19 protein-coding genes are annotated in these 26,373 nt (G+C 42.7%); 10 read left to right on the forward strand and 9 right to left on the reverse strand.

The genetic code is table 11. From position 1 onward, the window contains the following. Positions 1 to 511 precede the first annotated feature (511 nt). Genes L1D50_RS03245 through L1D50_RS03255 form a run of 3 tightly spaced genes read left to right on the forward strand, consistent with a single transcriptional unit; the run spans position 512 to position 5,317 of the window. Positions 512 to 2,326 (forward strand): ABC transporter ATP-binding protein, encoded by a 1,815-nt coding sequence (locus L1D50_RS03245; protein ID WP_239965510.1) that lies wholly within the window; start codon positions 512 to 514, stop codon positions 2,324 to 2,326. Next, a complete protein-coding gene (locus L1D50_RS03250; RefSeq protein ID WP_239965511.1) occupies positions 2,327 to 4,078 on the forward strand; it encodes an ABC transporter ATP-binding protein in 1,752 nt (583 codons plus the stop codon). It begins immediately after the preceding gene. A gap of 36 nt (positions 4,079 to 4,114) precedes the next feature. Continuing rightward, positions 4,115 to 5,317, forward strand: coding sequence for an MFS transporter (locus L1D50_RS03255; protein ID WP_239965512.1), 1,203 nt, complete (start codon positions 4,115 to 4,117; stop codon positions 5,315 to 5,317). Positions 5,318 to 5,448: 131 nt separating this feature from the next. Here L1D50_RS03255 and L1D50_RS03260 read toward each other — a convergent pair whose 3' ends face one another. Genes L1D50_RS03260 through L1D50_RS03275 form a run of 4 tightly spaced genes read right to left on the reverse strand, consistent with a single transcriptional unit; the run spans position 5,449 to position 8,638 of the window. Continuing rightward, entirely contained in the window at positions 5,449 to 6,687 is a 1,239-nt protein-coding gene (locus tag L1D50_RS03260; protein ID WP_239965513.1) for an ATP-binding protein, read from the reverse strand. A gap of 7 nt (positions 6,688 to 6,694) precedes the next feature. Continuing rightward, complete coding sequence (locus L1D50_RS03265; RefSeq protein WP_239965514.1) at positions 6,695 to 7,384, reverse strand: response regulator; 690 nt, start codon at positions 7,382 to 7,384, stop codon at positions 6,695 to 6,697. Next, positions 7,384 to 7,773, reverse strand: a complete 390-nt coding sequence (locus L1D50_RS23380; RefSeq protein ID WP_128726096.1) for a DUF3019 domain-containing protein — start codon at positions 7,771 to 7,773, stop codon at positions 7,384 to 7,386. Before L1D50_RS23380 ends, L1D50_RS03265 begins: the two co-directional genes overlap by 1 nt. Continuing rightward, the gene (locus L1D50_RS03275) at positions 7,763 to 8,638 is read right to left on the reverse strand and encodes a MipA/OmpV family protein (protein WP_239965515.1); all 876 of its coding nucleotides are present in this window, start codon (positions 8,636 to 8,638) and stop codon (positions 7,763 to 7,765) included. The genes L1D50_RS23380 and L1D50_RS03275 overlap by 11 nt, the downstream gene beginning before the upstream one ends. 228 nt (positions 8,639 to 8,866) lie before the next feature. Between L1D50_RS03275 and L1D50_RS03280 the strand changes: the two genes are divergently transcribed. Further along, positions 8,867 to 10,867, forward strand: a complete 2,001-nt coding sequence (locus L1D50_RS03280; RefSeq protein ID WP_138523967.1) for a beta-propeller domain-containing protein — start codon at positions 8,867 to 8,869, stop codon at positions 10,865 to 10,867. A gap of 209 nt (positions 10,868 to 11,076) precedes the next feature. Here L1D50_RS03280 and L1D50_RS03285 read toward each other — a convergent pair whose 3' ends face one another. After that, a complete protein-coding gene (locus tag L1D50_RS03285; RefSeq protein ID WP_239965517.1) occupies positions 11,077 to 14,112 on the reverse strand; it encodes a TonB-dependent receptor in 3,036 nt (1,011 codons plus the stop codon). 311 nt (positions 14,113 to 14,423) lie between these two features. Between L1D50_RS03285 and L1D50_RS03290 the strand changes: the two genes are divergently transcribed. The 3 genes from L1D50_RS03290 (at position 14,424) to L1D50_RS03300 (ending at position 18,065) form a co-directional block, all read left to right on the forward strand. Then, positions 14,424 to 16,529 (forward strand): winged helix-turn-helix domain-containing protein, encoded by a 2,106-nt coding sequence (locus tag L1D50_RS03290; protein ID WP_235956700.1) that lies wholly within the window; start codon positions 14,424 to 14,426, stop codon positions 16,527 to 16,529. Positions 16,530 to 16,613: 84 nt separating this feature from the next. Next, positions 16,614 to 17,087 carry a peroxiredoxin gene (locus L1D50_RS03295; protein WP_128726093.1) on the forward strand — a complete coding sequence of 158 codons (474 nt, stop codon included), beginning with the start codon at positions 16,614 to 16,616 and terminating at the stop codon, positions 17,085 to 17,087. A gap of 231 nt (positions 17,088 to 17,318) precedes the next feature. Beyond that, complete coding sequence (locus tag L1D50_RS03300; RefSeq protein ID WP_128726157.1) at positions 17,319 to 18,065, forward strand: phytanoyl-CoA dioxygenase family protein; 747 nt, start codon at positions 17,319 to 17,321, stop codon at positions 18,063 to 18,065. A 240-nt stretch (positions 18,066 to 18,305) separates the two neighbouring features. Here the strand turns inward: L1D50_RS03300 and L1D50_RS03305 are convergent, their stop codons facing one another. The 3 genes from L1D50_RS03305 to L1D50_RS03315 all read right to left on the reverse strand — a co-directional run bounded on the left by L1D50_RS03305 (position 18,306) and on the right by L1D50_RS03315 (position 22,934). After that, positions 18,306 to 18,722, reverse strand: a complete 417-nt coding sequence (locus L1D50_RS03305; RefSeq protein WP_138523969.1) for a hypothetical protein — start codon at positions 18,720 to 18,722, stop codon at positions 18,306 to 18,308. Between the two features lie 863 nt (positions 18,723 to 19,585). Next, complete coding sequence (locus L1D50_RS03310) at positions 19,586 to 20,026, reverse strand: GNAT family N-acetyltransferase (RefSeq protein ID WP_138524021.1); 441 nt, start codon at positions 20,024 to 20,026, stop codon at positions 19,586 to 19,588. A gap of 163 nt (positions 20,027 to 20,189) precedes the next feature. Next, on the reverse strand, positions 20,190 to 22,934 hold the full coding sequence (locus L1D50_RS03315) for a methyl-accepting chemotaxis protein (protein WP_239965518.1): 2,745 nt from the start codon (positions 22,932 to 22,934) through the stop codon (positions 20,190 to 20,192). A 197-nt stretch (positions 22,935 to 23,131) separates the two neighbouring features. Between L1D50_RS03315 and L1D50_RS03320 the strand changes: the two genes are divergently transcribed. Then, positions 23,132 to 23,857, forward strand: a complete 726-nt coding sequence (locus tag L1D50_RS03320; protein ID WP_010375669.1) for a YebC/PmpR family DNA-binding transcriptional regulator — start codon at positions 23,132 to 23,134, stop codon at positions 23,855 to 23,857. Between the two features lie 60 nt (positions 23,858 to 23,917). Here the strand turns inward: L1D50_RS03320 and L1D50_RS03325 are convergent, their stop codons facing one another. Then, complete coding sequence (locus L1D50_RS03325) at positions 23,918 to 24,730, reverse strand: hypothetical protein (protein WP_128726090.1); 813 nt, start codon at positions 24,728 to 24,730, stop codon at positions 23,918 to 23,920. Positions 24,731 to 24,909: 179 nt separating this feature from the next. Between L1D50_RS03325 and L1D50_RS03330 the strand changes: the two genes are divergently transcribed. Both L1D50_RS03330 and L1D50_RS03335 read left to right on the forward strand, forming a co-directional pair. Further along, the gene (locus L1D50_RS03330) at positions 24,910 to 25,836 is read left to right on the forward strand and encodes a hypothetical protein (protein ID WP_128726089.1); all 927 of its coding nucleotides are present in this window, start codon (positions 24,910 to 24,912) and stop codon (positions 25,834 to 25,836) included. A gap of 18 nt (positions 25,837 to 25,854) precedes the next feature. Beyond that, positions 25,855 to 26,226, forward strand: coding sequence for an SH3 domain-containing protein (locus L1D50_RS03335; protein WP_128726088.1), 372 nt, complete (start codon positions 25,855 to 25,857; stop codon positions 26,224 to 26,226). Positions 26,227 to 26,373 lie beyond the last annotated feature (147 nt).

Raw genomic sequence — 26,373 nt, forward strand, 5'->3', positions numbered from 1 at the left:
CTCCGGTTATGAAGCACGATCGCGGTTGGTCTTTGAGCCTTAGTAACTGCGAGTGTTATTTGTCATGAAATTTTCTTGCCCAAAAAATATGTTTTTGGACAATTTGTTCCCACCCCAAAAAGTTGTTGTATGCCCCTATCGGTAATTTTTTCGGGGAAATTTGCTTGCATATCAGAGAACTTATACTTACTTCCGATCTGGGGGATATTGAACGGATATGGGGAGAGTTGCTTGGATTGCTGCAGTAGGCTTATCGCTATTTTTTATTGTGATTAGATAAATCACCGTGTGGTAAAAGTTGACGGCATAAACCAGAGATACAAACAAGGAATTTGTTCCGGCCTTTAATGGCTGACTCTGTTGTTCAAGTTTCACGTTTGGTTGATTTAAATCTGATATCTCGAAAAGCTAGCGGATTGGCAAGAGCATATTTGTTTGGTTGCTCGGTGTTAATGTCGCTTCGGGTTAGTTTATACGACCTATTTTTAACCGCATTTAACGGAGTAGGTATATGCGTGTTGAGTCGCATGAAACCGACGGGCATTGCAGTCCTTGGTCTATCATTTTTACTATCTGCGCACCTTATAAAGGCAAGATGTTGATAGCTTTTAGCTTAATGGTGTTTGTCACTTTGCTTGAAATCGTGCCTGTGTATTTGTTATTTCTTTCTATCCAAGCCTTACTTAACCCTTTATCGACCTCCATGGACCTATTGTTGTGGATTGCAGCAGGTACTTTTGGCGCGATTTTATTGAAGTCTGGGTGTGCTATGGGCGCCTATTACTTCAGTCACCAAGTCTCTTTTAAAGCGCTCACTGAAGTTAGAATGACACTCGCAAGTCAATTGGCAAATATGTCGTTAATATGGTTCAGTGCTCAAAACCCCGCCGTTTTAAAACAAAATATATTGCAAGATGTTGAGCATATTGAAAACTTTATAGCTCATCAAAGTGTAGAGTTGTTTAACGCAATCCTTACACCTTTTGTGGTCTTTACGGTGATCGCTTTTATAGACTGGCGGCTTGCTCTCAGCACGGTTGCAGTTGTGCCGTTAGCATTTTTTATTAGTAGTTTATTTATGTATAAAACAGCTGGTCAGTATGAGCGTTTTAGCCTTGTGTCAGAGGATTTGACCACGACACTAAGTGACTATGTTAAAAATATGCCACTGATGAAGCTATATAATTTAGACAGTGAACGATTTGCCGTTTTAAATCGAAAGTTGGGTCAATACCAGAAGTTGGTGCTCGAACTCACCGGCCAAACGGTGCCAGGCTGGACGTTATACACCGCATTGCTGAGTGCATCTTTTGTTTGCTTGTTACCTGCTGCGATTAGTTTTCATAGTGCGCAAAGTGTCACTACTGAGCAGGTTGTTTTAAGTATATTACTGGCTGTTGGTATGCTTAATCCAATCATCAAAGTGAGTCGCTTTTTTATGGAGGCAAATGAGCTACTAGCTGGTGTTAAACGGATCACACCTATCTATATGGCGCGCTTTTCTAATTCATCTAGCGCACCTGTTAAAGCTGATAAAAAGTTGCCTCTAATGCAGTTTCATAATGTGGATTTTGCTTACCATTCTAATCAGGTTTTGGCTGATGTGCACTTTAAGCTAGTGCCTAATTCATTGAATATTATAGTCGGTGAATCTGGTAACGGTAAATCTACGCTTGCTATGTTGGCATGTGGTTTATTGTCTCCTTCATCAGGTAAAGTGCAACTATTCGGGCAGGATGTGAATTTACTAAGTGATAGTGTCCGATCGCAGTTTATGAGTGTGGTAACGCAAGAATGCTACTTATTTGAGGGCACGTTACGAGATAATATTTTGTTTGGTCGCAGCCATGTTAGTCCCGATGGACTAGAGCGTGCCATTATGACTGCTCAAATAAAGCACTGGATAAGCCAATTACCTGAAGGTCTCGAAACACAGGTACAAGTGCGTGGACAAAATTTGTCTGGGGGAGAAAAACAACGTATTGCTATTGCACGTGCTTTGTTGGCCGCTCCCCCTTTGGTGATTTTAGATGAAGCCGCGGCGGCAATGGACAATGTGACACAATCCAAATTCTATCAGGCTATTCAAACGTATTATCCAAGCACTACTTTCTTGGTGATCACCCACAAGTATCTTGGCCTTGAAAGTATCGGTCAGATCCTTGTCTTGAAAGAGGGGAAAATTGTCTCACAGGGAACTCATGACGAGTTGTTATCGAGTTGCGACTATTATCGCCGCAGTTGGTTGCTGCAACACAGCGAAGGAGAGCAACAACAACTGGTAAAAGGCTCGTCAGATTTCCAATCTATAAACTATGAGGCTTAAATGGACAGACAAGCATTATTGAGTATTGCTCGAGTAATAGGACACGCAAGCTCTGGTAAGTGGCGCTTTTATACTGGCGTTGTTTTTCGAGTGTTAGAACGTAGTGTAGCAATTGCACCGCTGCTATTATGTTTCCACTGGCTACAACAGCAGTTTTTAACCACGTCAAAAGTGGTGCCCTGGCTTTCGACACCAATGGATTATTTTATGGCTTTAGGTGGTTGCTTTGTAATGCAACTGCTATGTGCATATATAGGCCAATATCAAAGCTTTGTAGGCAGTTATCAGGTTGTCCATGCGTATCGTATTAAATTGATCAATCATGTGCGACAACTGCCTCTCGGACGTATGCGGCGTACTCACAGTAGCGAGTTTTTAGAAATACTCACTGAGGATATAAAAAAAATTGAGAGTATTTTTTCCCATATCGCTCCCGATTTGATTTCTGCTTTGGTGACACCTGTGATTGGTCTGGTGGTGATGTTATTTATCAATCCTATTTATGCCATTAGTACATTGATACTATTGCCTTTGGCATTTTGGGTGATGGAAGTGTCGAAACGAAAGTTTGTGCAAGTTGCTATGGCTAAGCAGCAATCATATCGCCAAAGTGCCAGCGCCATTACCGATTATATTGAAGCACTAAAAACCCTCAAGTTATATGACCAAGCACAAGTATGGCTGTCCCACCTCGCCAAGCAGTTAGAGAAAACAAAGCAGCATAGCCTACAAGTGGAAATGTGGGGAGCCGGTCCCGTATTAACCTATCGCATCGTGCTAAATATGGCGCTCAGTATGTTTGTGATAATGTTAGCCATAACCTTACCAGAGCACCGTTTTTCAGGTATAGATTTCACCACTATTCTATTTGCCCTGCTGCTAATAAAACTACTCGAGCCCCTTCAAGAAGTTGGCGAATATCTAACGGTTTTACGTCTGGCTATGCAGTCTGAGCGCAAGCTTGAGTCTATTCTAAATGAGCCTGTGCTGGCTGAGCCAGATAATCCCCAATTACCAAGCAATTTTGATATAGAGTTTGAGCGAGTATCGTTTCAACATGGGTCTAAAAAGGTCATAGATGATGTGAGTTTTTGTGTGCCACAAGGCACTACAATGGCCATTGTAGGCGCATCAGGTAGTGGTAAATCAACATTATTAAATTTGTGCGCACGCTTTTTTGACCCTAATTCAGGTTGTGTGAAAATCGGTGGCCTAGATCTTAAAAACATTGGCTCAAAGGGTGTGCATCAATTAGTTGGTATGGTGTTTCAAGATATCCAGTTAATCGATGCCAGTATTGTTGAAAACATTCGTATTGGTCGGCTTGATGCCAGCGATGAAGAAGTGATAGAGGCGTGTAAAACGGCTAATTGCTTAGAGTTTATCGATAATTTACCAAGTGGCATAAATACCCGAGTTGGCGATGGGGGCTTATTGCTGTCTGGTGGCCAAAGGCAGCGTATTGCGATTGCTCGAGCGCTATTAAAAAATGCGCCTATTGTACTGCTTGATGAAGCCACAGCCTCACTCGATCCTATTACTCAATCAGAGGTAATCATCGCCATGAAAAACCTGTTGCAAAATCGTACCGTGGTCACCATTGCACATCGGCTTTCTAGTATAGAAGGGGCTGATAACATTATCGTACTTGAGCAAGGTAAAATAGTGGAGTCGGGGTGTCACCATCGCCTGTTAGCGCATGGAGGGCACTACACGCACCTTTGGAATACACAGTCTATGCAACTTGTGTAAATGGAATACGTACTGGCATTATTAACAGGAAAGTAAATGAATAATTTAGTCAACAATGAGAGGGTGCAAGAGGCGGGTGATGTATTTAGTCTGAAGCCGCTGATGTTTGAGACATTTGTTTGTACTATGGCTGTAATGGGGTTTACTGCGTTAGCAGGTCCTATTGCTCATGTGATTGGGCTCAAAGCTTGGCAAATTGGCGCGGCGATGACAGTTGCTGGGATTGCTTGGGTTATTATGGCACGGTTCTGGGGAAGCCTTAGTGACCGAAAAGGTCGGCGCCCGGTGATACTCTTTGGACTGGCAGGTTTTGTCATTAGCTATGCATCGTTAGCAGTCTTTATCGACTTTGCGATGCAGACCGCAATAGTGCCCGTGCTTGCATTTGCAGGCATAGTGGTTGGACGTGGATTCGCTGGGATGTTTTATGCTGCGGTACCGGCGACCTGCGCTGCTTTAGTCGCGGATCATGTTGTGCCTAAACAACGTGCGGCAGCGATGGCGGGGATTGGTGCGTCAAGTGCGGCTGGTATGGTGATTGGTCCTGGGTTTGTTGGACTGCTTGGGCCTTTTAGCTTAAGCATGCCTTTGTATATTTCAGCAATGTTGCCCCTCATTGCTCTGATTGTTCTTTGGTGGGTACTGCCAAAGTACGAACGGCATGTGAAACCCAGCAACAACCGGGTTCGTTTAACGGATGCAAGGTTACGTAGACCTGTTACTGTGGCTTTTATTGCCGCTTTTAGCGTGGCTGTTGCGCAGATCACGGTTGGCTTTTTTGTCCTTGATAGGCTTCAGCTTGATCCTGCTGAAACTGCGCGCGCTGCAGGTATTGCACTCGCGACTGTTGGTGTGGCACTGATTATCGCGCAAGTGGCACTACAGAAGCTTGAATGGCAGCCTGCGCGACTAATTCAATTCGGCGGAGTCATCGCTGCCGCTGGATTTGTTTCTGCGATTTTCGCATCAGCGCCCATCTTGCTCTGGGTTTGCTATGGTGTCGCTGGCTTTGGTATGGGATGGATATATCCGTCTGTCTCTGCTTTGGCTGCCAATTCGGTGGAGGCTGATGAGCAAGGTGCGGCTGCCGGAACGATATCAGCGGCGCAAGGAATGGGTATTGTTATGGGCCCGATTGTTGGAACTGCTATTTATGAAATAGAGATTGGGTTGCCGTATGGACTAATAGCAGGAATGTTATTGGTAGCAGCTCTGACACCAGCTCGTATCCGCACTTAATCGTCCAAAAATTGGGATAGCAACTGTAACTTGCTCTTTAGCCGTTGTTATCCCTTAGGGCTGCGTCCGTCAACTTCTATATGCTTTGAATACACGCACATAGGTCAGCAGGTGTGCGTGTGATCAGAGTTTCAAGATGAAGCGCGGGGCAAAGTTAGCGTGAACTTAGCTCCACCAAGTTCGGAAAACCCAACATGGCAACTGCCGCGATGCCAAGTGGCAATTTTACGTACGATAGCTAGCCCTAGGCCATAACCACCATTATCTTTGCTACGACTTTCATCTAAGCGAGAGAACGGAATAAAAACCGATTCCCACTGAGACTTAGGGATCCCATCGCCATCATCCTCGATATGAAGATAAGCGCTGATTTTGTCACATTCAAGACTAATTTCGATGTTTGAGCGACCGTACTTATCGGCGTTTTGTACAATATTTTGAATGGCTCGAGAGAGGTAGTGAGCGTTACCTGAGACGATAACCTGCGTGCTCTTTTTATTAAGAGTTATTTGTTTATCGGTGAGCTTACTAAGTTTGTTTATCTGGTCGTCGACAAGCGCGCAAAGGTCAAGTGGTGTTACTTCAAGTTTATCTACTTCAAATTCAAGGCGTGCGTAAGCCAGCATTTCGTCTATCATGGCTTCCATTTCGACCACATCATCTGCCATATCGTTTGCTTGTTCACGGCTTTGTTCTGGTAGCATGGCGAGAGCAAATTTAAGTCTGGCAAGTGGCGTTCGTAGGTCATGAGAAACGGCATTGACGAGTAACTTTTGGTTTTCAATTAACCTTGCTACTTGAGACGCTAAATCGCGGATCTGCTCGGTTAAATTTGAAATAGCAGAAAACCGGGAATGCCGGGCCGCATTGGGTAGCTGACCTTGAGTGAGGTTTTCGGTGATATATCTCAGTTGCAATAAATCGAGCCACAACGGCCTTATCCACAGCATAAGTAAAAACGCGAGCACGGCATACGAAAGCAGTTTGATAACCCATTCTTTATTAGCAGCGGAAGCCGCTGGCGCTAGTGGCCCTAATTGTAGCAATGAGGTTGAATTTGGTACTTTGAAAGTGAGCCATGCACTACCTTCATCATCAAAACTCGTCAAAATTCCCCCTTGCATTAATGTGCTGGCTTGCTCAGGTAGCCAAGCGACATCATCCATGTCGAGTACTTTCAGGGTTTCTGACTCTTGGGGTAAGTTGTGTGAGGAAATACTCGCTTTGAGCGTGTTGGCGACCGCTTTTGCGTGTCGCAACTCATCGGGCGCAGAATGCACCCAATGAGACCAGATGGCTTCGCTCACTTGATTGATCACGACGATGCTGGTAAACACAGCCAAATAAAGGCTGAGTAATAGCTTTAGCACGAATTCACTAATCCCAAGCAGACTTCGAGCAGAGGTAACCCTTGCCCCACACGGTGATAAGCCTTGCGGGTTGCTCAAGATTGTCGCCAAGTTTTTTTCGCAAACGGCTAATACGTACGTCAACGCTTCTGTCTAATCCGTCGTACTCGCGACCAACAACGTGTTTATAGATATAGTCTCGGCTAAGTGTTTCACCAGCGTGGCCAGCAAGCGTTTTTAGTAAGTCAAATTCATAACTAGTTAGTTCAACTTCATCGCCTGCTAAATAGACCTTACGGTCCGATTTATCTATTTGTAATTCGCCCAAGGTGATCGAATCTGAATGTACCTCATCATTTTGTGTGCGCCTTATAAGTGCGTTCAATCGAGCAAGTAGCACGTAGGGTTCAACAGGTTTGATGATATAGTCGTCAGCGCCAATTTCGAGCCCTTTTACATGGTCGAAGTCGCTATCTTTGGCGGTAAGGAATAGAATCGGCCCTTTAAACTCACCGCGTGCCGCTTTACAAATAGAGAAGCCGTCTAGGCCAGGAAGCATAATATCTAAAATTAAAATATCAGGTTTCTCGGCTTCTATTGCCTTAATGGCGTTTATACCATTGTGCAATTGAACAACTTCAAAACCGTTATGGATTAAGAACTTTGCGGTTAACTCCGCTAATTTTACATCATCTTCGACAAGTAACACCTTAGCCATTAAAACACACTCCAATCGCTTCTAAGTTTACGTCTATATTGTTGATTGACGCTTGTGTGTACTTCAATATTTTGTTTTGCAACAACGTTATTTTTAGCATCTTTTAGGGTAAAGAGCATGGATTTTGAGAGGTGGATAATTTGTGTTGATTTCGCCTCCTTGGCGTGCTCCCAGCATTGCAACTTTTGTTGCTCTTGAAACAAGCATAAGCTCATTGAGGTCGGCGCGTACCAAGCAAATTTTGCTGTCATTTCACAACGTTGCCCAGCCTGTTTTACCATGCATGTAATCGGTTTTATTTCAAGACTGACATCATTGTTTTTTTTGGTTAAAGCTTGGCTAGACGTGCTGAAAATTATAATTATTATTGAATACAGCCTAAAATTCATATTTTCCCCCGACAAACACCGTCGCGGTATAACTGTCCTCGACAATCGGGCTATCTGTCATTGCATTATCTAGTTGTTGATACTTAGCGTTAAACTTGAATGTCCAAGATTTACTGACAGGGTAAGAGTAGGCAAAACTGATATAAGGTTGAAAGCTTGAACTACCTTTATACCACAGCGCACTATTTGCAATGTCTGCTTTGTCTATGCCGTAATAGTAGTCTATTAATTGTCGGCTCTTCCATTTTAGCCCACCTTTAATAAAGACATAAGTATTTGGGGAGCTGTCAAAACGAAAACGGTAGCTAACGCCAATATCCGCATTGTAGCCCTGATAAGTATTGGTTATATCGGTAAGCCATGATGCACTGACTTTTACTCTATCGTTTACCACCCAATGGGCTAAAACACCACCATCAACGGCCCATTTTCTCGACTCGATTTCATCCAAAGAAATAGCGGTTTGCTCTGCGGCAAATTCACCACCTGGTAATTGCTCGCTGGCGTCAAACCCCATTTTTTGTACGAAGATGTTACTCGGGTGGAACCTCTCAAAATAGGCTTGCTCAGTGTTAAAAGTCCCGATCAGACTGAGATCAAACTTATCGGAGTAATAAAAGGTGTAGCCCAAGGTACCATTATCTAAAAAGAGATGCTCGCCATAGTAACTAACGTAGGGAACGATGACTAAAGGGATATTCTCACCATCGTGAAGTGGGTTTGAGATCACCCCACCGCCAAGTGCAATGCCAAACCGCCATTTGTCGACTGGCGTGCATTCGCTGTCATTTGCATCACATGGCACCGCTGTGGCATTTACCTGAGTGGTAACCAACAAGGCTAAGGCCATTAAAAACTTATTCAACTGGAACTCCGGTATTGGGGTTGGGCTTTGCACTTTTTTTGCAGATATTTTTCTTTGACCAAACGTCTGTCAATTAAAGCACAACATCGCTACTAGTCTAATTTACCAGCCGTCGTACAAATTACCAGAAAGGGTAACATTAAATAACAAAACAAGTTGCGAAGATAACAGAAATTTTTAACTGAAAGTTTAGGCTTAGTTTGCACTTAACTTACAAGGAAACAGATCATGAAATGCAAGATGTGGCTCAGTCTTCCGCTTGCCGCTAGCCTATGCGCATGCGGTGGTAGTAGTGACAACAATGAAGACAAATTACCAGAACTTAACGCCCTGAATAATAGTTCGGCTCCGTTAAAAACGGCCTCTTCAGCTCAGTTTAGTCAGTTTATCAAAAACGGTATTTTCGTTGCCAGTGGTGGATTGAGTAATAGTGATGACTTGGAAAACCCATCAACAACGGATAGTGAGCCTTATTCCGGTACAAACCAACTGGTTGACGGTGTGTCAGAAAGTGATCGAATTAAATTTGATGGCCGATATCTATTTATTGCAGGCTCAACGGGTGTCGCATATCAAGATGCTGACAATAAGACCTTTGTGCGTATCTTGGACACCAATGCTGGCGATGTTCCTACCCAAGTTAATGAGTTAACAGTGTCAGACTCTGAATTTGCCAGCCAAAACCTTTACCTTCAAGACAATCAGCTTGTTAGTGTATTAATGGATTATGAGTATGATTTTGCTGATGATATGTCTGAGCTAGACGTTCAACCTGAGATAAATTATCAAGGAGTGATTGAACTTGCCTTTAGTGACGTTGCATTACCAGCGCAAGCGGAAGTTGAAAAACGTTTTCAAATCGATGGCTCATTAGTTGGTAGTAGGTTAATTGGTGACAAACTTTACGTTATCGCAGACCATACGCTGAGCTATAGTGATTTTAATCCTGCTGATAAAGTAGCAAGTTACAATCGTTTAATGAACACCAACGTTAACGATTTATTACCTAAATTTAGAAACTTAACGCAAGGAAGTGCGGAGCCATTAGTGGCTGCAGATGGCTGTTTTTTACCAGCCGATGCCACTGCAAAAGATGGCTATAATGGCCTAACAACAGTCACTGAAATTGACATTCGTAACCCTGATGATGTGAAGACAACTTGCGTCAGTACTCGAGTCTTTGGTTTTTATATGTCAGCGACCGCCGTGTACCTATACAATTATGCATTTAACGATAGCGATGATGATGTGAAAACTTCACTCTGGGATCCCTCTGGTATGGTATTACATAAATTGCTGTTAACGGATGAAGGGGTAACATATCAAGCAACAGGCGAGGTTGACGGCCAACTTTCGCGTGTCAGCGATTCTATGGCTGCCACGCGCTTTGATGAAAAAGATGGCGTGTTACGTGTGGTAACGAGTCAGTATGATACGGAGATTGGTAATAGCCATAAATTATATGTACTTAAACCAGAAGGTACAGAACTCAAAACTGTGGCTACGCTACCAAATAGTCAAAACCCAACACCTATTGGTAAAGTTAACCCGGATACTGGGCTTGTGGATGAAGACGTTTATGCAGTGCGTTATTTCAATGATACGGCTTACGTCGTAACCTTTAGGCAGGTTGATCCACTCTATGTCTTAGATTTATCTGATGTATTGCAACCTAGAATGGTGGGAAGCTTGGAGGTCCCGGGTTTTTCTTCTTATCTGCACCCAGTTGGTGAAGGCTTATTACTGGGGGTAGGCCAGCACATTGGCGACCCTGATGGAAACGTGCAGCCGGGTACCAAAGTCAGTTTGTTTGACGTAGCAAATCCTGCCGAGCCAAAGTTACTCAAAGATCACACTTTTGCAGGGGGGTTTACGCCGCTAGAATACGACTACCGTACATTAGCCATGCTGAAAGACAATGAGTCCGTAACCAGATTCACATTGCCAGTTGTTTACTGGAATACGGAGCAAACGAGTGATAGCGATTACAGTTGGTTTGCGCAAAATGAGCTTGCTGCGTTTGAAATTATCCAAGGTATAGATTCAACGCTCACTTACCGTGGCAGTAGTCGCGCAGCTGTAGCAACTCCTATAGACAATGATAAAGCACTCGGATATACCGAGGCCGATAGAGGGTTAATCCAAGCTGATAAACTACTTTATATCCATGGTAACTATGTCTGGCAGAGCAACTGGTTGACACCAGCCGACAACAGCGGACCACATTAACCTAACTCCCTTTAAATATTAGGTTGTTGTACACTGTTTCGTTGCCAAGCGGTGAACTGTAGCACTGCTTAACACAGCTTCAGAGTTAACGTTACTTTTGCTGAGCCTGTATCAGCGAAACAGTGATTTTGGCCCCGCCTAGCGCGGGGCTTTTTTCATTTAAAGATAAGGGGCTACTCAGTGGTAGCCCCTCGGATCAATGCAGAAGTCTAAAACTGGTATTTTGCGCCTATAAATGCAAAGCGACCAACACCTGAGCCATAGGCACTATCAAAATTACCTGTGCCGCCAACGATAAATGGTCCTTTTTCATCGAATAAGTTGTTCACACCACCATAAAGTGAAAGTGTACGATTACCGTTTAGCGCCATACTATAGTTAACGCTCAAACTGTGAGTGGTAACCGACGGCAGCGCGCCTTGCCATAGCGGTTCTGGGTTGGTTATACAGGTTGTTTCGCCTTTTGCACAGCGCTCATTGTTCTTGGCGATAGCTGTTTGCCAGTCTTCGTATCTCGAGCGGCTCGCTTCGACTGCACCTTTATATTTTGTGCTCCAGCGTACACGCCAATCATCTTTATACCAAGTCAGTGAAATAGCACCTTTGTCTTCGAAAATATCTTCGTTTAAGTAGCCTTCATAAAGGTCTTCGTATTGTCCATCGGGACCCGTACTGGTGATTGAGTATTCGATCACGTGTGTCCAATCGGCTTTCACCTTAAAGCTACCGTAATCGCTAGCGTCATACACATATTCTAGTGCGATATCGTAACCTTTAGTGCGGATCTCATCCGTGTTGATGACACGTTGATTAACTTCAAAAATCTGCCCTTCTTCATCGCGTTTAATATCACGACAAAACTCGTTACTGTCACCGAACTCCATCGATGAAGCGTAACAAAACTTTATGATATCTTCATTAGCAAGCGAACTCACCGCATCATCGATTTTGATGTCGTAATAATCTAGCGCAATTCTAAAGTCAGGTGCAAAGGAGGGCGCTAAGGATAAACCAATGGTGATGGTATCTGCGGTTTCCTCAAACAGCTCACTATTCCCTGAGTTAGGTGAGTAGCCGTTATTTTCGTCTTCAAAAGTACCTTCAGCGGCAATAGCAGCTTGTATTCCCGCATCTTTACGGCAATTGTCGTGGCCTGCATCAGTTGATGTTGCAGTAACACCATCGCAGATATCATCAAAGCTATCATAGTCGCCGCGAGGTGGTGACATCAGCTCTGTTATTGTTGGTGCTCTCATGGCTCGAGCCCAGTTAGCACGAATGGAGTAACCTTCGATTGGCTCGTAAATGAAGCCTGCTTTATAGCTTTGGATTAAGCCTGTATTTGCCCAGCTATAATCAGCGATGCGAGCAGAGATCTCGGCGTTAAGCGATTTTGCCATTGGCGCATCTTTTAATAGTGGCAGCGACAATTCGCCGAAGATTTCATTAACACTTACATCACCTTCAAATGTGGGTACGTAGTTAAATGTTACGCCACCATTTGGTACGTTAGTTGATACGCTTTGTGTGTCCTTTCTATATTCAAAACCAAATGCCGAACCAACGGGGCCGGCTGGAAGTTCAAATAAATCACCAGTAATAAAGCCAGATACGGTCACTTGGTCTATATCAGTCGTAATGGAAGGGTTAGCGCGAATATAATTCGCCGCTTCGGGCGTGATTGAACCTTCACCGAACAAATTAATTGGTACACAGCCTTCAGCCCGAGCTTGTTCGTCTTTACACTGAACCGTACCATCAACAAGGCGCTCAGCATGCAGAGCCTGCTTGACTCGCGCAACGTAAATTTCGTTGCTACGGCTCTGTTCTTGTTTGAATTTTCCGTAACCTACAGAAACATCCCACTCCCAGTCATCCCAGATGTAGCCGCGTAAGCCACCCCAAGATCTGATAGTCGTTCTTTCATTGCTATTGATGATGTTACCAACCTCGGTGAATAGCCTATCCCATTTTACGCCTTTTGAGCTTGCCTCTGCACGGATCGCTTCTGGCATATATGGATTATCATAAGGGATACGGCCCATGCAGTCTGAACCAAATTTATTACTGTTTGGGTCATAGGTCACAATCGCATCGCACTCATCCTCACTTTCTGGTGATTTAATATTCCGAGAGGTATTACGGCTGTATTGCAGCTGGAAATAAGCTTCTATACCAGAATCAAATTCGTACTCTGTTTTAACTGCTGCGGAGAGGTCTTTGTCGGGCACCTTAAGCATAGTAAATTGGTTGAAGTGGATACCATGAAGCTCTTCTTGCCAATCGTTACGTAAAGTTGTGCCGTCATACCAAAAGCCGGAGTTAGGTTTGGTACTGCTTGATTCATCAAATACACCACCGGGAATTGAGTCGCTCAAGCTAGCCCACTGTGACTTATCAATATCTCTCATGCAATGGTAAGCACTTTTTGTATCAGGATCGTAGTTGGCAGTGAGCATCACGTTACACATACGGTCGTTATCGTAATCCCAGCTGTCTTGCTGCTGAGCACGCTCTCTATCCCAGTAGCTTAGTCCCTTTTCTTCGTCGTAAGTGGCACTGACGAATAGGTAACCTTTGCCATTGTGGTAAGTCGTACCGTAGTCAGCACTTACTGTATATTCCTGAGCGCCGCCTTCGGTACTTTCACCACCTCTGACACTAAAAGTGGCACCCTCTTGGTCTTGCTGTGTAATTATATTTACGACTCCGGCTACGGCATCGGAACCATAGGCTGCTGATGCGCCACCGGTAATGATTTCTATTCTATCAACCATGCCTTTAGGAATGGTTGATAGGCTAACATAGTTGCCTGAATAGCTGTTTGATACTACTCTTCTGCCATCAATTAAAGTCAATGTTCTGCTTACGCCTAATTCGCGTAAGTCTATAGTTGAAAGTCCGGTATTTTGAACACTACCTTGTGAGTTACCGTTCCCCGTTCCTTCACTTACTTGAGGCATTTCTTCATAGAGAATTTCTGAAAGTGAACCAAAGCCTGAATCATTGAGCGATTCAGCCCCCATAGTTGCGATAGGTGTTGACACTGAAAAACTGTCGCGCTTGATACGAGATCCTGTAACGACAATCTTTTCCAATGACTGATCCTCACTTTGCAATTTAGCAACTGTATCACTTTGTTCAATCTGCTGAAGATCGATTTGTTGTTCGTTTGCAGCAGCCGTATTGCTGCAAGCGAGCGCGATAGATAGGGCGAGTAATTTAATATTATTGTTAGGTGACACGGGAGTCCCTCTTTTCTGATTGTTGTTGGTTTTTAGGGCTGACTGAGAAAGATAAATAACCTTGTTTGTTATTTATAATATTTGAGCAACAAAGAAAGCTACTCTTCACTCAGTACACTCTCACTAGAGCTGCAACTGATGCAATAAGTTAGATATCTATTCTTTGACGTTTTTAACTCTATTTAATATCTTTGTGAAAATAAGTAATAAATACAGATTGTTATGATGATTTTTGTCGTGTGTGTAATTTATATCAAGGCGTCTATCGCGTTACTTTTGTCTTTTGGTGACTATTTTAGGTATGATTTACAATGTATTTACTCTTGGTTGGAAAAATGCGTCAAGGCACAACTTATAAGTTATTAGAAGTAAACGTTGATACAATCGGCCACCTGTTATCAAGCGGTAGGCAAACTTGTTGTGTTCAGCCGAAATTTATTGAAGTGCTCACTGTATTGGCGCGTGCTTATCCAAGGGTTGTAACTCGAGAAGAGATTATTGAGCAAGTTTGGGACGGTAACTTGTTTGTTGGAGAAAAGGCCCTTACTAACGCGATTTGGCACCTTCGCAAAACCTTTAAAACACTACTTGCTATTAGTGAAGAGGAGAGAGAGGCGTCCGAGCTAGAGATAATTGAGACGATAAGAAAATCGGGATACAGATTAAAAGTAGCACCAACTTTTACAAACGCTAGGATTAATTCAGATCCACACGATATGCAACGCCCCTCCTTAAAGGCCAAAATAATGGCTGTAGTGACTATCTTACTGTTTGTATTATTTGCTTTTTTTTATTTTTTTGTCGGCCAATCAGCACTTAAACCAACGCCTCAACTTGAAGAGGTAACCGACTACCCAGGGCGGGAGCTTTTTCCTAGTGTTTCACCGAACGAACAGTTTTTGGTGTTTGCTTGGCGCAAGCTCGGTAGTCATTCGGGGCTCTATCTAAAGCATTTAGCGCAGCCAGAATTACCCATTAAAGAGTTGACCAATGGCCCCGGAAACGCTTCAGTTTCGGTGTGGAGCCGAGATAATCGCACGCTTTTTTATATCGAGAAGCGAGCAGGCCAGTGTGAGATAAAATCATTGGATGTTATCACTAAGGTGCAGTCATACATTGCAAATTGCGTTTCGGATACGACAACGACGTTGACTTATTCGGTAAGAAATAATGTGTTGGGATTTATTGCGAACAAAGACCAAACAGGTGAGGCTCGGGTTACGCTATTAAATTTGAACGATCGAACGTCAACGGAGCTCGGTTGTGAAATAGACTGTGAAGGAAGTGAACTCGAAAGTGTAGAGTTTGCACCGAATGCAGCCCAAATTGCAATCACTCGTAACTTACCTAATGGACTTGAAAATCTATACTTAAAAGATTTAGAAACAGGCAAAGAAATCAAAATACTAAATGGGCTTGATGATTTAAGGGGAATTAGTTGGCATCCTTCTGGCGATTATTTGGTTATCTCGTCTATTGAGCATGGTACACGTAGCGCATATAAAATTAGTCCTGAAGGCAAAACATTGGGCATCTTGCCTTTTGATGGGTTAAGTTATCCGAGTTTTAGCCGTTCTGGTCGATTGTATTTCCACGATTGGAATATCAAAACTTCTATTATGAAGTTAGATTTAAATGCACAGGTTGCTAGCTCCCCTTTTCCATTGTTACAGTCTCCAGTTAGTTTTCGATACCCTAATTACTCGCCTCTTTCCGAACGTATTGTCTTTGTATCTAACCAATCTGGCTTTGACGAAATCTGGACTTCCAGCTTGACTGGCGATAAACGTGAACAAATGACGACGTTGTCGTTGCAAGCCCTTCATCCTATCTGGTCGCCAGATGGTACAAAAATTATTTTTTTAACAAAGTCTCAGCAAGGAAGCCAACTTCAGCTTTTGGATGTCAATTCTAAGCAGGTTACTCAAATCGATACTGGACTTGAATATCATGGTAAGCCAAGTTGGTCTTCAGATGGAAGCGGTGTCTATGTTTCTGATGGCCGTGACTTGTATCATTTACCACTTAGTTCTGAGAGTGCTCCTGTTAAGCTCACCAAAGGCGATGTTGCTTATGAGCAAGAAGGATTGCTTTACGTGTATCGCGGCGAATTGCAAGAAATGTGGTATATGGATCTGGCAACGGGAGTAGAAACGCTATTATTTAAAAATGCACATTTGGCTTCCAGTGCGAGTTGGTCGGTGTCACACTCTGGTATTTACTACTTATATGTGTGGCGAGGGGACTTTCGCATCAGCTATTTTGACTTTGCTAGTAAAGTGCATAAAGATATCATCCGTGTGCCAGAACGCAGCTTTAGCCGTAGTCGTGGCCTTGCCTTTATTGCGGAAAAACAGTGGTTACTTTTTACAGGCTATGAAACCCCGCAAGTTGACATTAAACAAGTCGAAATGTAGTCACTGATAATAGTTTTTTGGGTGATGTACTACTATAACAAAGGGCCTTGAAGGCGCTTAACTCTTAAATGAAGGAATTAAACAATGATTGAAGTTGGACAAAAATTACCACAAGTCGAATTGAGCGAACTCACCTCTGACGGTATGGTTAATCATGACGTAACAACGTTGTTCGCTGGTAAAAAAGTGGTGCTTTTTGCGGTTCCTGGTGCGTTTACACCAACTTGTTCTGCATCTCATTTACCTGGCTTTGTTGCAAATGCAGATAAATTTGCCGAAAAAGGCATTGATATCATCGCATGTGTATCGGTAAACGATGCTTTTGTAATGAAAGCTTGGGGTGATGCGCAAAACGCAGAAGCAATTATGATGCTTGGAGATGGCGATGCAAGCTTTACCAAGGCGCTAGGACTTGAAATGGATACTGGACCTTTTGGCGGTGTGCGTTCGCAGCGTTACGCTATGGTTATTGAGGATGGTATCGTGACATCACTCAATGTAGAACAACCTAAACAATTTGAAGTAAGTAAGGCGGAAGCCCTGTTAGACGCCCTATGAACGTTTAGGGAAGCTACACCAGTTCGCTTTGGTTCGCCAAAGAGGCGTTTACCTTAGCGAATGGGTATGAAAAAGAGCGACGACTTTTCTTGTCAAAGGCTAGGGCCAAATGGGTCGCATCAAAAATATACGTTATTGTTGGAGCCGAATACTTTTCGACTCTATTTCAAAACTGTATGGAATCAATTTAGTTACAGGAGCTTGACCGGCAATGCCAGAGGCCAATATGTGATGGTAAAATCAGCACATAATTTTGATAAGTATGGTTATCTAGTAAAGCCTAGTTTTATATCGCCCCGCGAGCTTAACAAAGTCAAGCAAGTCGTTTTAGCATTTCATCATGCGTGGCTGGCTGACAATTATGACTTTTACCAGAGTCGAGCAATCAATTCTGCCTACCTTACTGCACCAAAGTACCTTGATGAACAGCAAAGGCTTACCCTTTTCCAATTCATTGCGTCAGGTTCTCTTGTATCACTAGCTTCGTCCATATTTTCGCGTGAGTTTCGATTTATGAATACTCAGCTATTTTTTAACCCCGCGAACACCACTCAACTCAATTACTGGCACCGAGATCCACAATATCATTTAACCATTGAAGAGCAAAAACAAGCATTGTTGTTAGGGCCTGAAGTTATTCACTTTCGATTGGCACTGGAAGATGAGCCCGGAATAGAATTGATCCCAGGCACTCACAAACGGTGGGACTCACCTCAAGAGTTAAACGTTAGGTTAGAGCAATCAGGACATAATAACCATGAATGTTTGCCGGGAAGTAAAGTCATTCCCTTGGTCGCAGGTGATCTCCTTGCATTTTCAGCCAATATGATACATCGCGGTATTTATGGTAAAAATCGTCTAGCATTGGATGTATTATTGTGTGAGAAACGCTCTGAACTTGCACGCTTTGTGAGAGAAGATTGTTTGCCAAGTAACATAATGCTTGCTGAACTGGATTGTTCTGATTTATTTTTTTAGTCTGTGCATATTAAATGAGAAAGAAGCTTTGCAGTGATACCAAAGCTTCTTCCCATACTACGACCTAATCTGCCTTGCCGTACAAGATAAGATTTGAATACATATCTTTGATATTGTTCCAAGTTTTGTATTTCTATACAATCCTTAGACTTTTACCCTGAGCTAACGGTAAGCGTGACGAATGCTTTGATCGCGATAAGCTTTAGAGTACTGATATCAAACTTTATATACACCAAATTCTTAGAATGGATTGCTAGATTGTTTCGAGTAATGTCCCGTGGCACAGTGTTTGGTATTTTCCCATGTGCCATCTTTGTAAAGTACCCTTGTTACACAAGCTGATGCATCATAAAACACGTCGTGATTTTGTCTGCCACTATCACGAAAGTGGCAGTATGAACCGTTCCCGCATTCCCAGTTCCCGGTAGCTGATGCACTATATGACCAAACCACATCGGCAACATCTTTATCTGCAATAAATCTAAATGCAACTGAAGGGCGGTTTGTGTTAGTCATCGCTGAGCAGAAGTCGGGCTCAAAAAACTGTTGTGTACTGGTTCCGCCAATCAAACACTCGACGTGTGCTGCTTCAGCTTGCTGTGAGTAGGTAGTGGTAGCGAGTACAAGTAGTGCACTTGAAATTATTGCTTTTTTCATTTTTATATTCCTTATATTACAAGTTGTTATTGGTTTGTGATGAGCTCTAGAACCTAGAACCTAAGTTATAAATTGCAGTTGCACATTCGTTCATACTTTTCCATGTACCATCTTTGTAAAGTACTCTTTTTACACAGGCTGTAGCGTCGCGAAAAGATGAATTATTTTCCCCATCGTCATAAAAAACACACTCTGTACGATGTGCACCACAATCCCATCTACCAGACAGTGGTGTGCTGAATTGCCATGTCACATGCTCTATGGGTTTGGATGGTTTAAATTGAAAACTTACGTAGGGTTTTGAGGACGTTACTCTTTGACTCCCGCAAAAATCAGGTTTCATTTCCTGGGGTGTACTTGTGGGGCTCACAGCGCACAGTACTTGATCTGCTAGTGCATTAGTCGAACAAATCGCTAATCCGAATAGAGTGGAAGTAAGTAATAACTGTTTTATCATTTTTCTCTCCTTGTTTTTGTTTTGTTACATTTATTTTATTTTGTGCGCAATTGTCAATTTAACTTTAATTTAATAGGTTTGGGCTGGTTGCTTTTTGTACTGGGAAACGGGATTTTAGGTTGAGAAATATCCAATTTAGAGGTGGAGATAAATGTTATTGTGCCTCTTACTTAAATAGTAAATGATTGTAAATAGTCTGCGTTTTTTCTAACGATAAATGGACGGTCTTAATAAAAGTGATTAGCTAAGATAACTAATGTTTGTCAAGCAGGTAGCTTTAGTACATTTACTATATGCAATGTGGTTATATTGAGTTTTTGCTTTAAATTTCAGTATTTTATTTTTTCTAAGGGCTCTGACTAGACAAGAGTAAATGATGGGCCTGTTGTGTAGGCCCATATTTGAATTAAGCTGACGTTAGAAGTCGCATTCGTAGGATTGGAAAAGGCTTTCCCATATCGTCAGTTGGTGAGCGTTCATATACCTTAAAGCCTTTTGCTTCATAAAAGCCTACGGCTTCTGGGTTTTGCTCATTGACATCAACAAACTGCACATTTTGTGCTTCAAGTGCAAAGCGAAGCAGCTTAGTACCGACACCTTGTCTTCTGTTCTTATCGAGTACAAATAACATTTCGATTTTTCGGTCATGCACGCCAATAAAACCGACAATCTTTGCGTCGCTATTTTTTACACAGTGTAGCGTAACGTTTGGAAACGCCTGTTCAATAATAATAGGTTTAAAATAAGCGATATCCGCGTCAGTGATAAAATCATGAGTGGCTCGCACAGAGTCTTCCCAAACGGCCAGTAATTCCTGATAATTGTTTGGTGTAACTGGACTTATCATCATTTTTCCTTTTGTCTAATAAAACTGTCCAAATGGGGTAAAGCGATAAACAAAAGGGAGACTAGCCAGTCGAACGAGCTTAACATACCCGATGCATTAAGGGTACAGCGGGCATACTCAGATAAATTACTTATATGTGGTTGTGTAGATAGTAAATCCTTAACTATTCATCTAGTTGAAAAAATGCAACTTGATCGGTAAGGAGCTTGGCTTGATTTTCCATATTTCTACCTGAACGAGATGTTGTTTCAACTAGAGTAACGTTCTGCTGAGTAATATTATCCATTTGTGCGATGGTGGTGGAAACCGCAGCGATCCCTTCAGCTTGCTCTTTCCCCGCGTTATCTATGTCTGCCACCATTTTGCTCACCTCGGCAATTGATTGCATTAGCTCATCGAAAGTCGTACCAGACTCGTATACAAGTTTGCTGCCTTGCGCCACTGCATCAACGCTATTTTTGATCAGTGCTTTGATTTCACGTGCCGCTGATGCGCTACGTTGAGCAAGGTTTCTCACCTCTCCGGCAACCACGGCAAATCCGCGTCCAGCCTCACCAGCCCGGGCTGCTTCAACGGAAGCATTGAGTGCTAAGAGGTTGGTTTGGAAAGCGATTTCGTCAATGACACTGATAATATCAGAGATTTTCGTGCTGTAAGATTCGATTCTACCTACTGCGGTAATGGCATCATCAATCGATGCTTTACCTGAGTGTGCTTTTTCTCTAACAATAGTCGCTTTCTCAGCGGCATTACTTGCGCTACTCGCATTCTTTTTAACCGTAGCGGTAAGCTCTTCCATAGTGGCGGCAGTTTCTTCTAAGCTCGCCGCTTGATTTTCAATGCGGCTATTGAGTTCTTCGTTGTTATTCGCGATTTGTTTAGCCACATCAAACACTTGCTCTGCACCATTGTTTATGGTGTTAACTAAGTCGCTTAATTTATCGAATAAGCCGTTCATTGCTTGTTGTAGCACCGAGAACTCGCCACCTATGTGGTGGGTGATCCTATGCCTTAAATCACCTTGCTCCATTGCCAAGATAGCATCTTTAATATGTTCAACCGCTTGTTTTTGTTCTGTGATATCCGTTGCATATTTAACGACTTTAAAGGGGCGACCTTGTTGATCGAGAATAGGGTTATAAGATGCTTGGATCCATACCTCTTGACCTTGTTTTGCCAGCCTCAAGTATTGTCCTGAGTCGAACTCACCTCGGTTGAGCTTTTGCCAAAATTGCTGGTATTCAGAACTAGTGGCTTGTTCGTGTGTAGCAAAAATACGGTGATGTTTACCTTTGATTTCGTCAAGTGAGTACCCCATCGTATCTAGGAATGGCTCGTTGGCCCATAAAATAGTACCATCCATTGCAAACTCAATGACGGCTTGTGATTTACGAATGGCTTGAAGCTGACCATCAAAATCAGCAGCAATGGCTTTTTGTTCGGTAATATCTGTCGCAAATTTCACGACTTTTAGCGGTTTCCCTTGCTCATCTAAAATTGGGTTGTAAGTGGCACGAATCCAAATTTCTTTGTCACCTTTCCCTCTGCGTTGAAACTCACCTGTTTCAAATTGGCCTTGTTTTAAACGCTGCCAGAATGCTTTGTATTCGCTGCCTTGCGCGTAAAAACTGTCAACGAACATGCTGTGATGTTTGCCAATGACTTCTTCTTTCTTGTAGCCCATTACAGATAAAAAGTTTTCATTTGCTTTTAAAATATTACCTTGCAAATCAAACTCGATAACGGCTTGCGAGCGATTGATGGCTTTGAGTTGCCCGGCAAAGTCGAAAGACGCCAGCTTTGCTTGAGTAATATCCGAGGCATATTTGACGATTTTGCCCAACTGGCCATTTTCGTCATAGATGGGAGTATAGGTTGCTTGAATCCACAGAGTGTTTCCTGATTTCGTTAGGCGTTTAAACTCACCGGATTGATGTTTACCTTGTCGTAAAGCGTGCCAAAAGTCTTGATATTCGCTGCTCTCAGCCTCTTCTTGTGCCACGAATAATCGATGGTGTTGACCTTGTATTTCACTTAATGTGTAACCAACCGCATTTAAAAATAGCCTGTTTGCAGTCTTTATGTTGCCGTAAGGGTCAAACTCAATAACGGCTTGAGTTTGTTTGATAGCATCAACTTGCCCTTGAAAGTCAGCGGCTTTCGATTTTTGTGCGGTGATATCTGAGGCATATTTTACGACTTTGATAGGCCTATTCTGTTCATCAAAAATTGGATTATAAGTGGCTTGGATCCATATCGTTTTACCTGATTTTGTTTGCCTTGCGAATTCACCTTCAAAAAATTCGCCATTATTTAGGCGTTGCCAAAATGCTTCATACTCCGCGCTTGCAGCGTAGTCATCGCTAACGAATAAGCTATGATGCTTACCTTGTATTTCCTCCAAGTCATAACCCATAACTGACAAAAAGTTTTCATTGGCGTCCAGTACTTTACCGTGCATGTCGAATTCGATAACCGCAAAGGACGCTGATAACGCACGTAAATTTGCACTCATGTTGGCGATAGTTGTGAGGTAATCATCGATGTCTGTCGCAATAACTAAAATTCTACCTTCTTGAGTACGCGATAGCTCCAGTAATAACTTCTTCGGCTTGTTGTCACTCGCTGTATTGAGAGAGACTTCTACCTTTACATGTGCTTGGTGCTCAAGTTGAGCGAGCCCACGCTTGAGTGTGGCTGCATCCGTTGAAGTATGACATAGAAAACTTAGAGATTTCAGCTCGTGGCTCGTCGGGTGTCCGAGTAAGCGATTGAAAGCCGAACTACCCTGAACAATATCTGTTTGATAATCCACTTCTAAGTAAGGGGTTGTAGCCTTAAAGTGTTGAAAGAGCGCAGCATCTTGTCCATTTTGCTTTTTTGCTTTTCCCAAGCCAAACATGATCATACGTAAGCCACCCATAGCGGTAAATTTAAACAGTATTAACTATAGTAAAGTTGTTTAGGTTCGCCACAAAATAGTTGCAGAACAAGTATATAATCTTGTTGCTTGAAGCAAATTATCATCACGGATAATAAGGGTATAGCCGTAACTCAAATGTCTTGGTAAAATCTTCGCCAATTTTTATAAAAACGAGCATTAAGATGGGCAGAGCATTTGAAGTCCGCAAAAACGCCATGGCAAAAACGGCGGCGGCAAAAACAAAAGTAAACTCAAAATACGGAAAAGAGATTTACGTTGTTGCTAAAAATGGCGGCGCAGATCCTGAAACGAACTTGTCATTACGTCGTTTAATCGACAAGGCAAAGAAAGATCAAGTTCCTGCACACGTTATTGATAAAGCAATCGAAAAAGCGGCAGGCGGTGCGGGCGAAGATTACACTCCTGCGCGTTACGAAGGTTACGGTCCAGGTAACAGCATGATCATCGTTGACTGTTTAACAGACAACATGAATCGTACTATCAAAGATGTTCGCTTACCGTTTACCAAAACTGGTTCAAACTTAGGTAATCCTGGCTGTGTGGCACATATGTTTGACCACTTTGCGATCTTAGGATTTGCAGGTGATGACGACGAGTCAGTTTTGGAAGCGCTAATGATGGCTGATGTTGATGTTACTGACGTAGAAGTTGAAGACGGCCAAGTTTCTGTTTTCGCACCTCACACTGAGTACTTCAAGGCGAAAACTGCATTGACAGAAGCGTTTGAGGGGATCACTTTTGAGGTCGACGAGATCACTTGGGTTCCGCAAACTCACGTAGAAATCGAAGATCCAGAAGCAATTGAGACATTCGAAAAGCTAATCAACATGCTTGAAGATGTGGATGACGTACAAAACGTTTACCACAATGCGATTGTCAAAAGATAAGCCGCTTATCGATATAGCGCATAAATAGTTAAGGCCGACATCGTTCGGCCTTTTTGTTGCCTAAGCCTTAGGTGTAATAACATTAGTTTTTATCATGGCAACAGGAAACAATAATAGTAACGTTTGCGAGCCAATATAGATGACCCAATTAACATGCCTCGCAATAGGGAAGTAACCATTCCCTTGGTTTGCGAACAGCCAAAATTGACCGATGATAGCATCCGCTAACATAGCTAGGATAAAGCCGATGGCAACTGCGTAGTTGGTTTGTTCATTGAGTTTAATGTTTTGAATAATAAGCCAAAAACCAAAAACACCAAGCAAGGTCACTATTAAGCTATAACTTGCGCTCAACAGCAGAGAGTATTGGCTTATCGTAGGTAGGTACATCATTTGATAGCTAAACAACGATAACGCCATAGACACAACAACCAACACAGTCGCGGTTGCTAATGTTAATGAGAATTCTCGCCTTAAAAACCGAATAAGCAGTCCAAATAAAAGCCCATAACCAAGGGCAAAAAACCAAATAGAGTCGATTAGGTAGTCATGCTTTATGGTTTGATCTTGGCGATGGTAAAGCTCGAAGAGATTGAAGTTGACGATATCTCCGCCAGTACATAAGAGCAGAGCAACCCAACAGAGTTTTATGTCTGTGTGTAAAGTACAGGGACTTACTGCCAGGCTTGTTTGGCGAACATGCCACCCTAATCGCAACACAAGAAGTAGTGAGGCTGAGGGCAAAATCCATTGAAATAAGGCTTGGTGACTTTGCCAAAGTAGGCTGCTGCCAAGCAAAGACGTCACTGTCGCAATACCAAGTAAAAGCAATGTGATGGGTTTATAGTGGACAGTTTGCAGTATATTATTCACGGTCATTCCTTGTTGGCAATCATTTCAATCTGTTTGGAAGCTAGTTTTGGCTACCCTGTGCAAAGTGTAATAATTCTTGACGTAATTGCCTCTTGCTGTATCAATTTACAGTACAATCATTTACAGTATTTGTCTTGCAGATCTATTACATTGCTACTTTTTATAAGGGTAACTCGTTCATGTCTAATCTTAAACTCAATATAGCGCTTTCATGCTCAGTTCTTGCATTGGCTTTTTCTGGGTTTAATGTCATTCAAACCAAATTAGCAACCTCTCCTGTAGCACCACATGCGTATCAGAGCCCTACTCAACAGCCTCACTATAATGCAACTCAATATACGCAGGACACTCAGATTTCAACTGACGAGCCTGAACAAATCGCTAAGTTAATGGCTCGGATCAATAAACTTGAAACGAGGTTACAGGCATTGTCGATGGAAAAGTCAGACTTACTCTCTGAGCAGGCGCCGGATGAGTTTGAGTCTCTAATCTTCTCGTTGATAGAAAAACGTGAACAACAAAAAATCGATGAGATGAAAGCTGAAAACCCAATTTATGGCTTTTATGAAGACTTACCCGAAGACTACGAAATGCGGATCAAGACCGATCCTGAGTACGCGAGTCAAATCAGCAACGATTTAAAGCAGAAAATTCTGAATAGCAGTTTACCAGCGGCGGAACGTTTAGCGGCGATGAGCCAGCTACAAATGAACATGTTTATGCTAAATCGCAATGAATTAGAGCAATATGATTATCAAGCGGTAGAATCTATCCTCAATATGACGCATAACATGAGTGATGAAAAGTTGAGGCTACAGGCGCTTGAGCTCGTGTCGCGCACACCTATCGTTGATGAGCGTTTGTCACAGTCGTTTGTGAAAATGTTAGAACAAGAGCCCAATGATTACGTGAAAAGCCTCGCAGCAGAAGGACTGATGTCACAGTATTTCCAGTCAGGCACGGATCCAAAACAGCAACAACGGATTGCGCAAGATTTGCTTTCTCTCTACGAAAATGCCTCGGATCCCAAGGTTAAAGCCATCCTTAAAAACTTGATGGGTGATGAACGTATGCTAGAAGAGCTAAAACGCCAGTCTAATGGCTGACGTACATGGAGTTAAAACTTGGAAAATAAGCAGTTAGATATCGAATATCAAGTAATCAAGGAACATATCAATGAGTTTCCGACCCCCATCACGTTTAAACAAGGTGCCAGATTGACCGTTGGTGAAGAGTATGAGGGCGAAGAGGGGTGGGACAATTGGTTTTTCTGCGAAACTGAGGAGCAAGTGTCTGGTTGGGTACCTGCTCAAGTGTTTCGCTTAGTCAATCCCAAACAAGGTGTTGCATTAATGGACTATACTGCTCAGGAGTTATCGGTAGTTCAAGGTGAACACTTATTGGGGCATAACCAACTCAATGGTTGGGTGTGGTGCTCAAGTAAAAAGTCAGCGCTGCAAGGTTGGGTACCGCTCCGTAATCTAATACAAATCTAGCGTGTGTTGCTTTTTAGCAACACACCTCTCTTTTCTCTGCTACTTTTTTAAAATACTTCTGTTTTTCGTCAGCTTACTGCCCACTCAGCCACTTCTATAGCAATTTTCCCAAGATGAAATTTGATTTTAATATACTGATTATTAAAG

Origin of the sequence: Pseudoalteromonas sp. Isolate6 (genome assembly GCF_022398435.1) — a bacterium.
Taxonomy (GTDB): Bacteria; Pseudomonadota; Gammaproteobacteria; order Enterobacterales; family Alteromonadaceae; genus Pseudoalteromonas; species Pseudoalteromonas galatheae.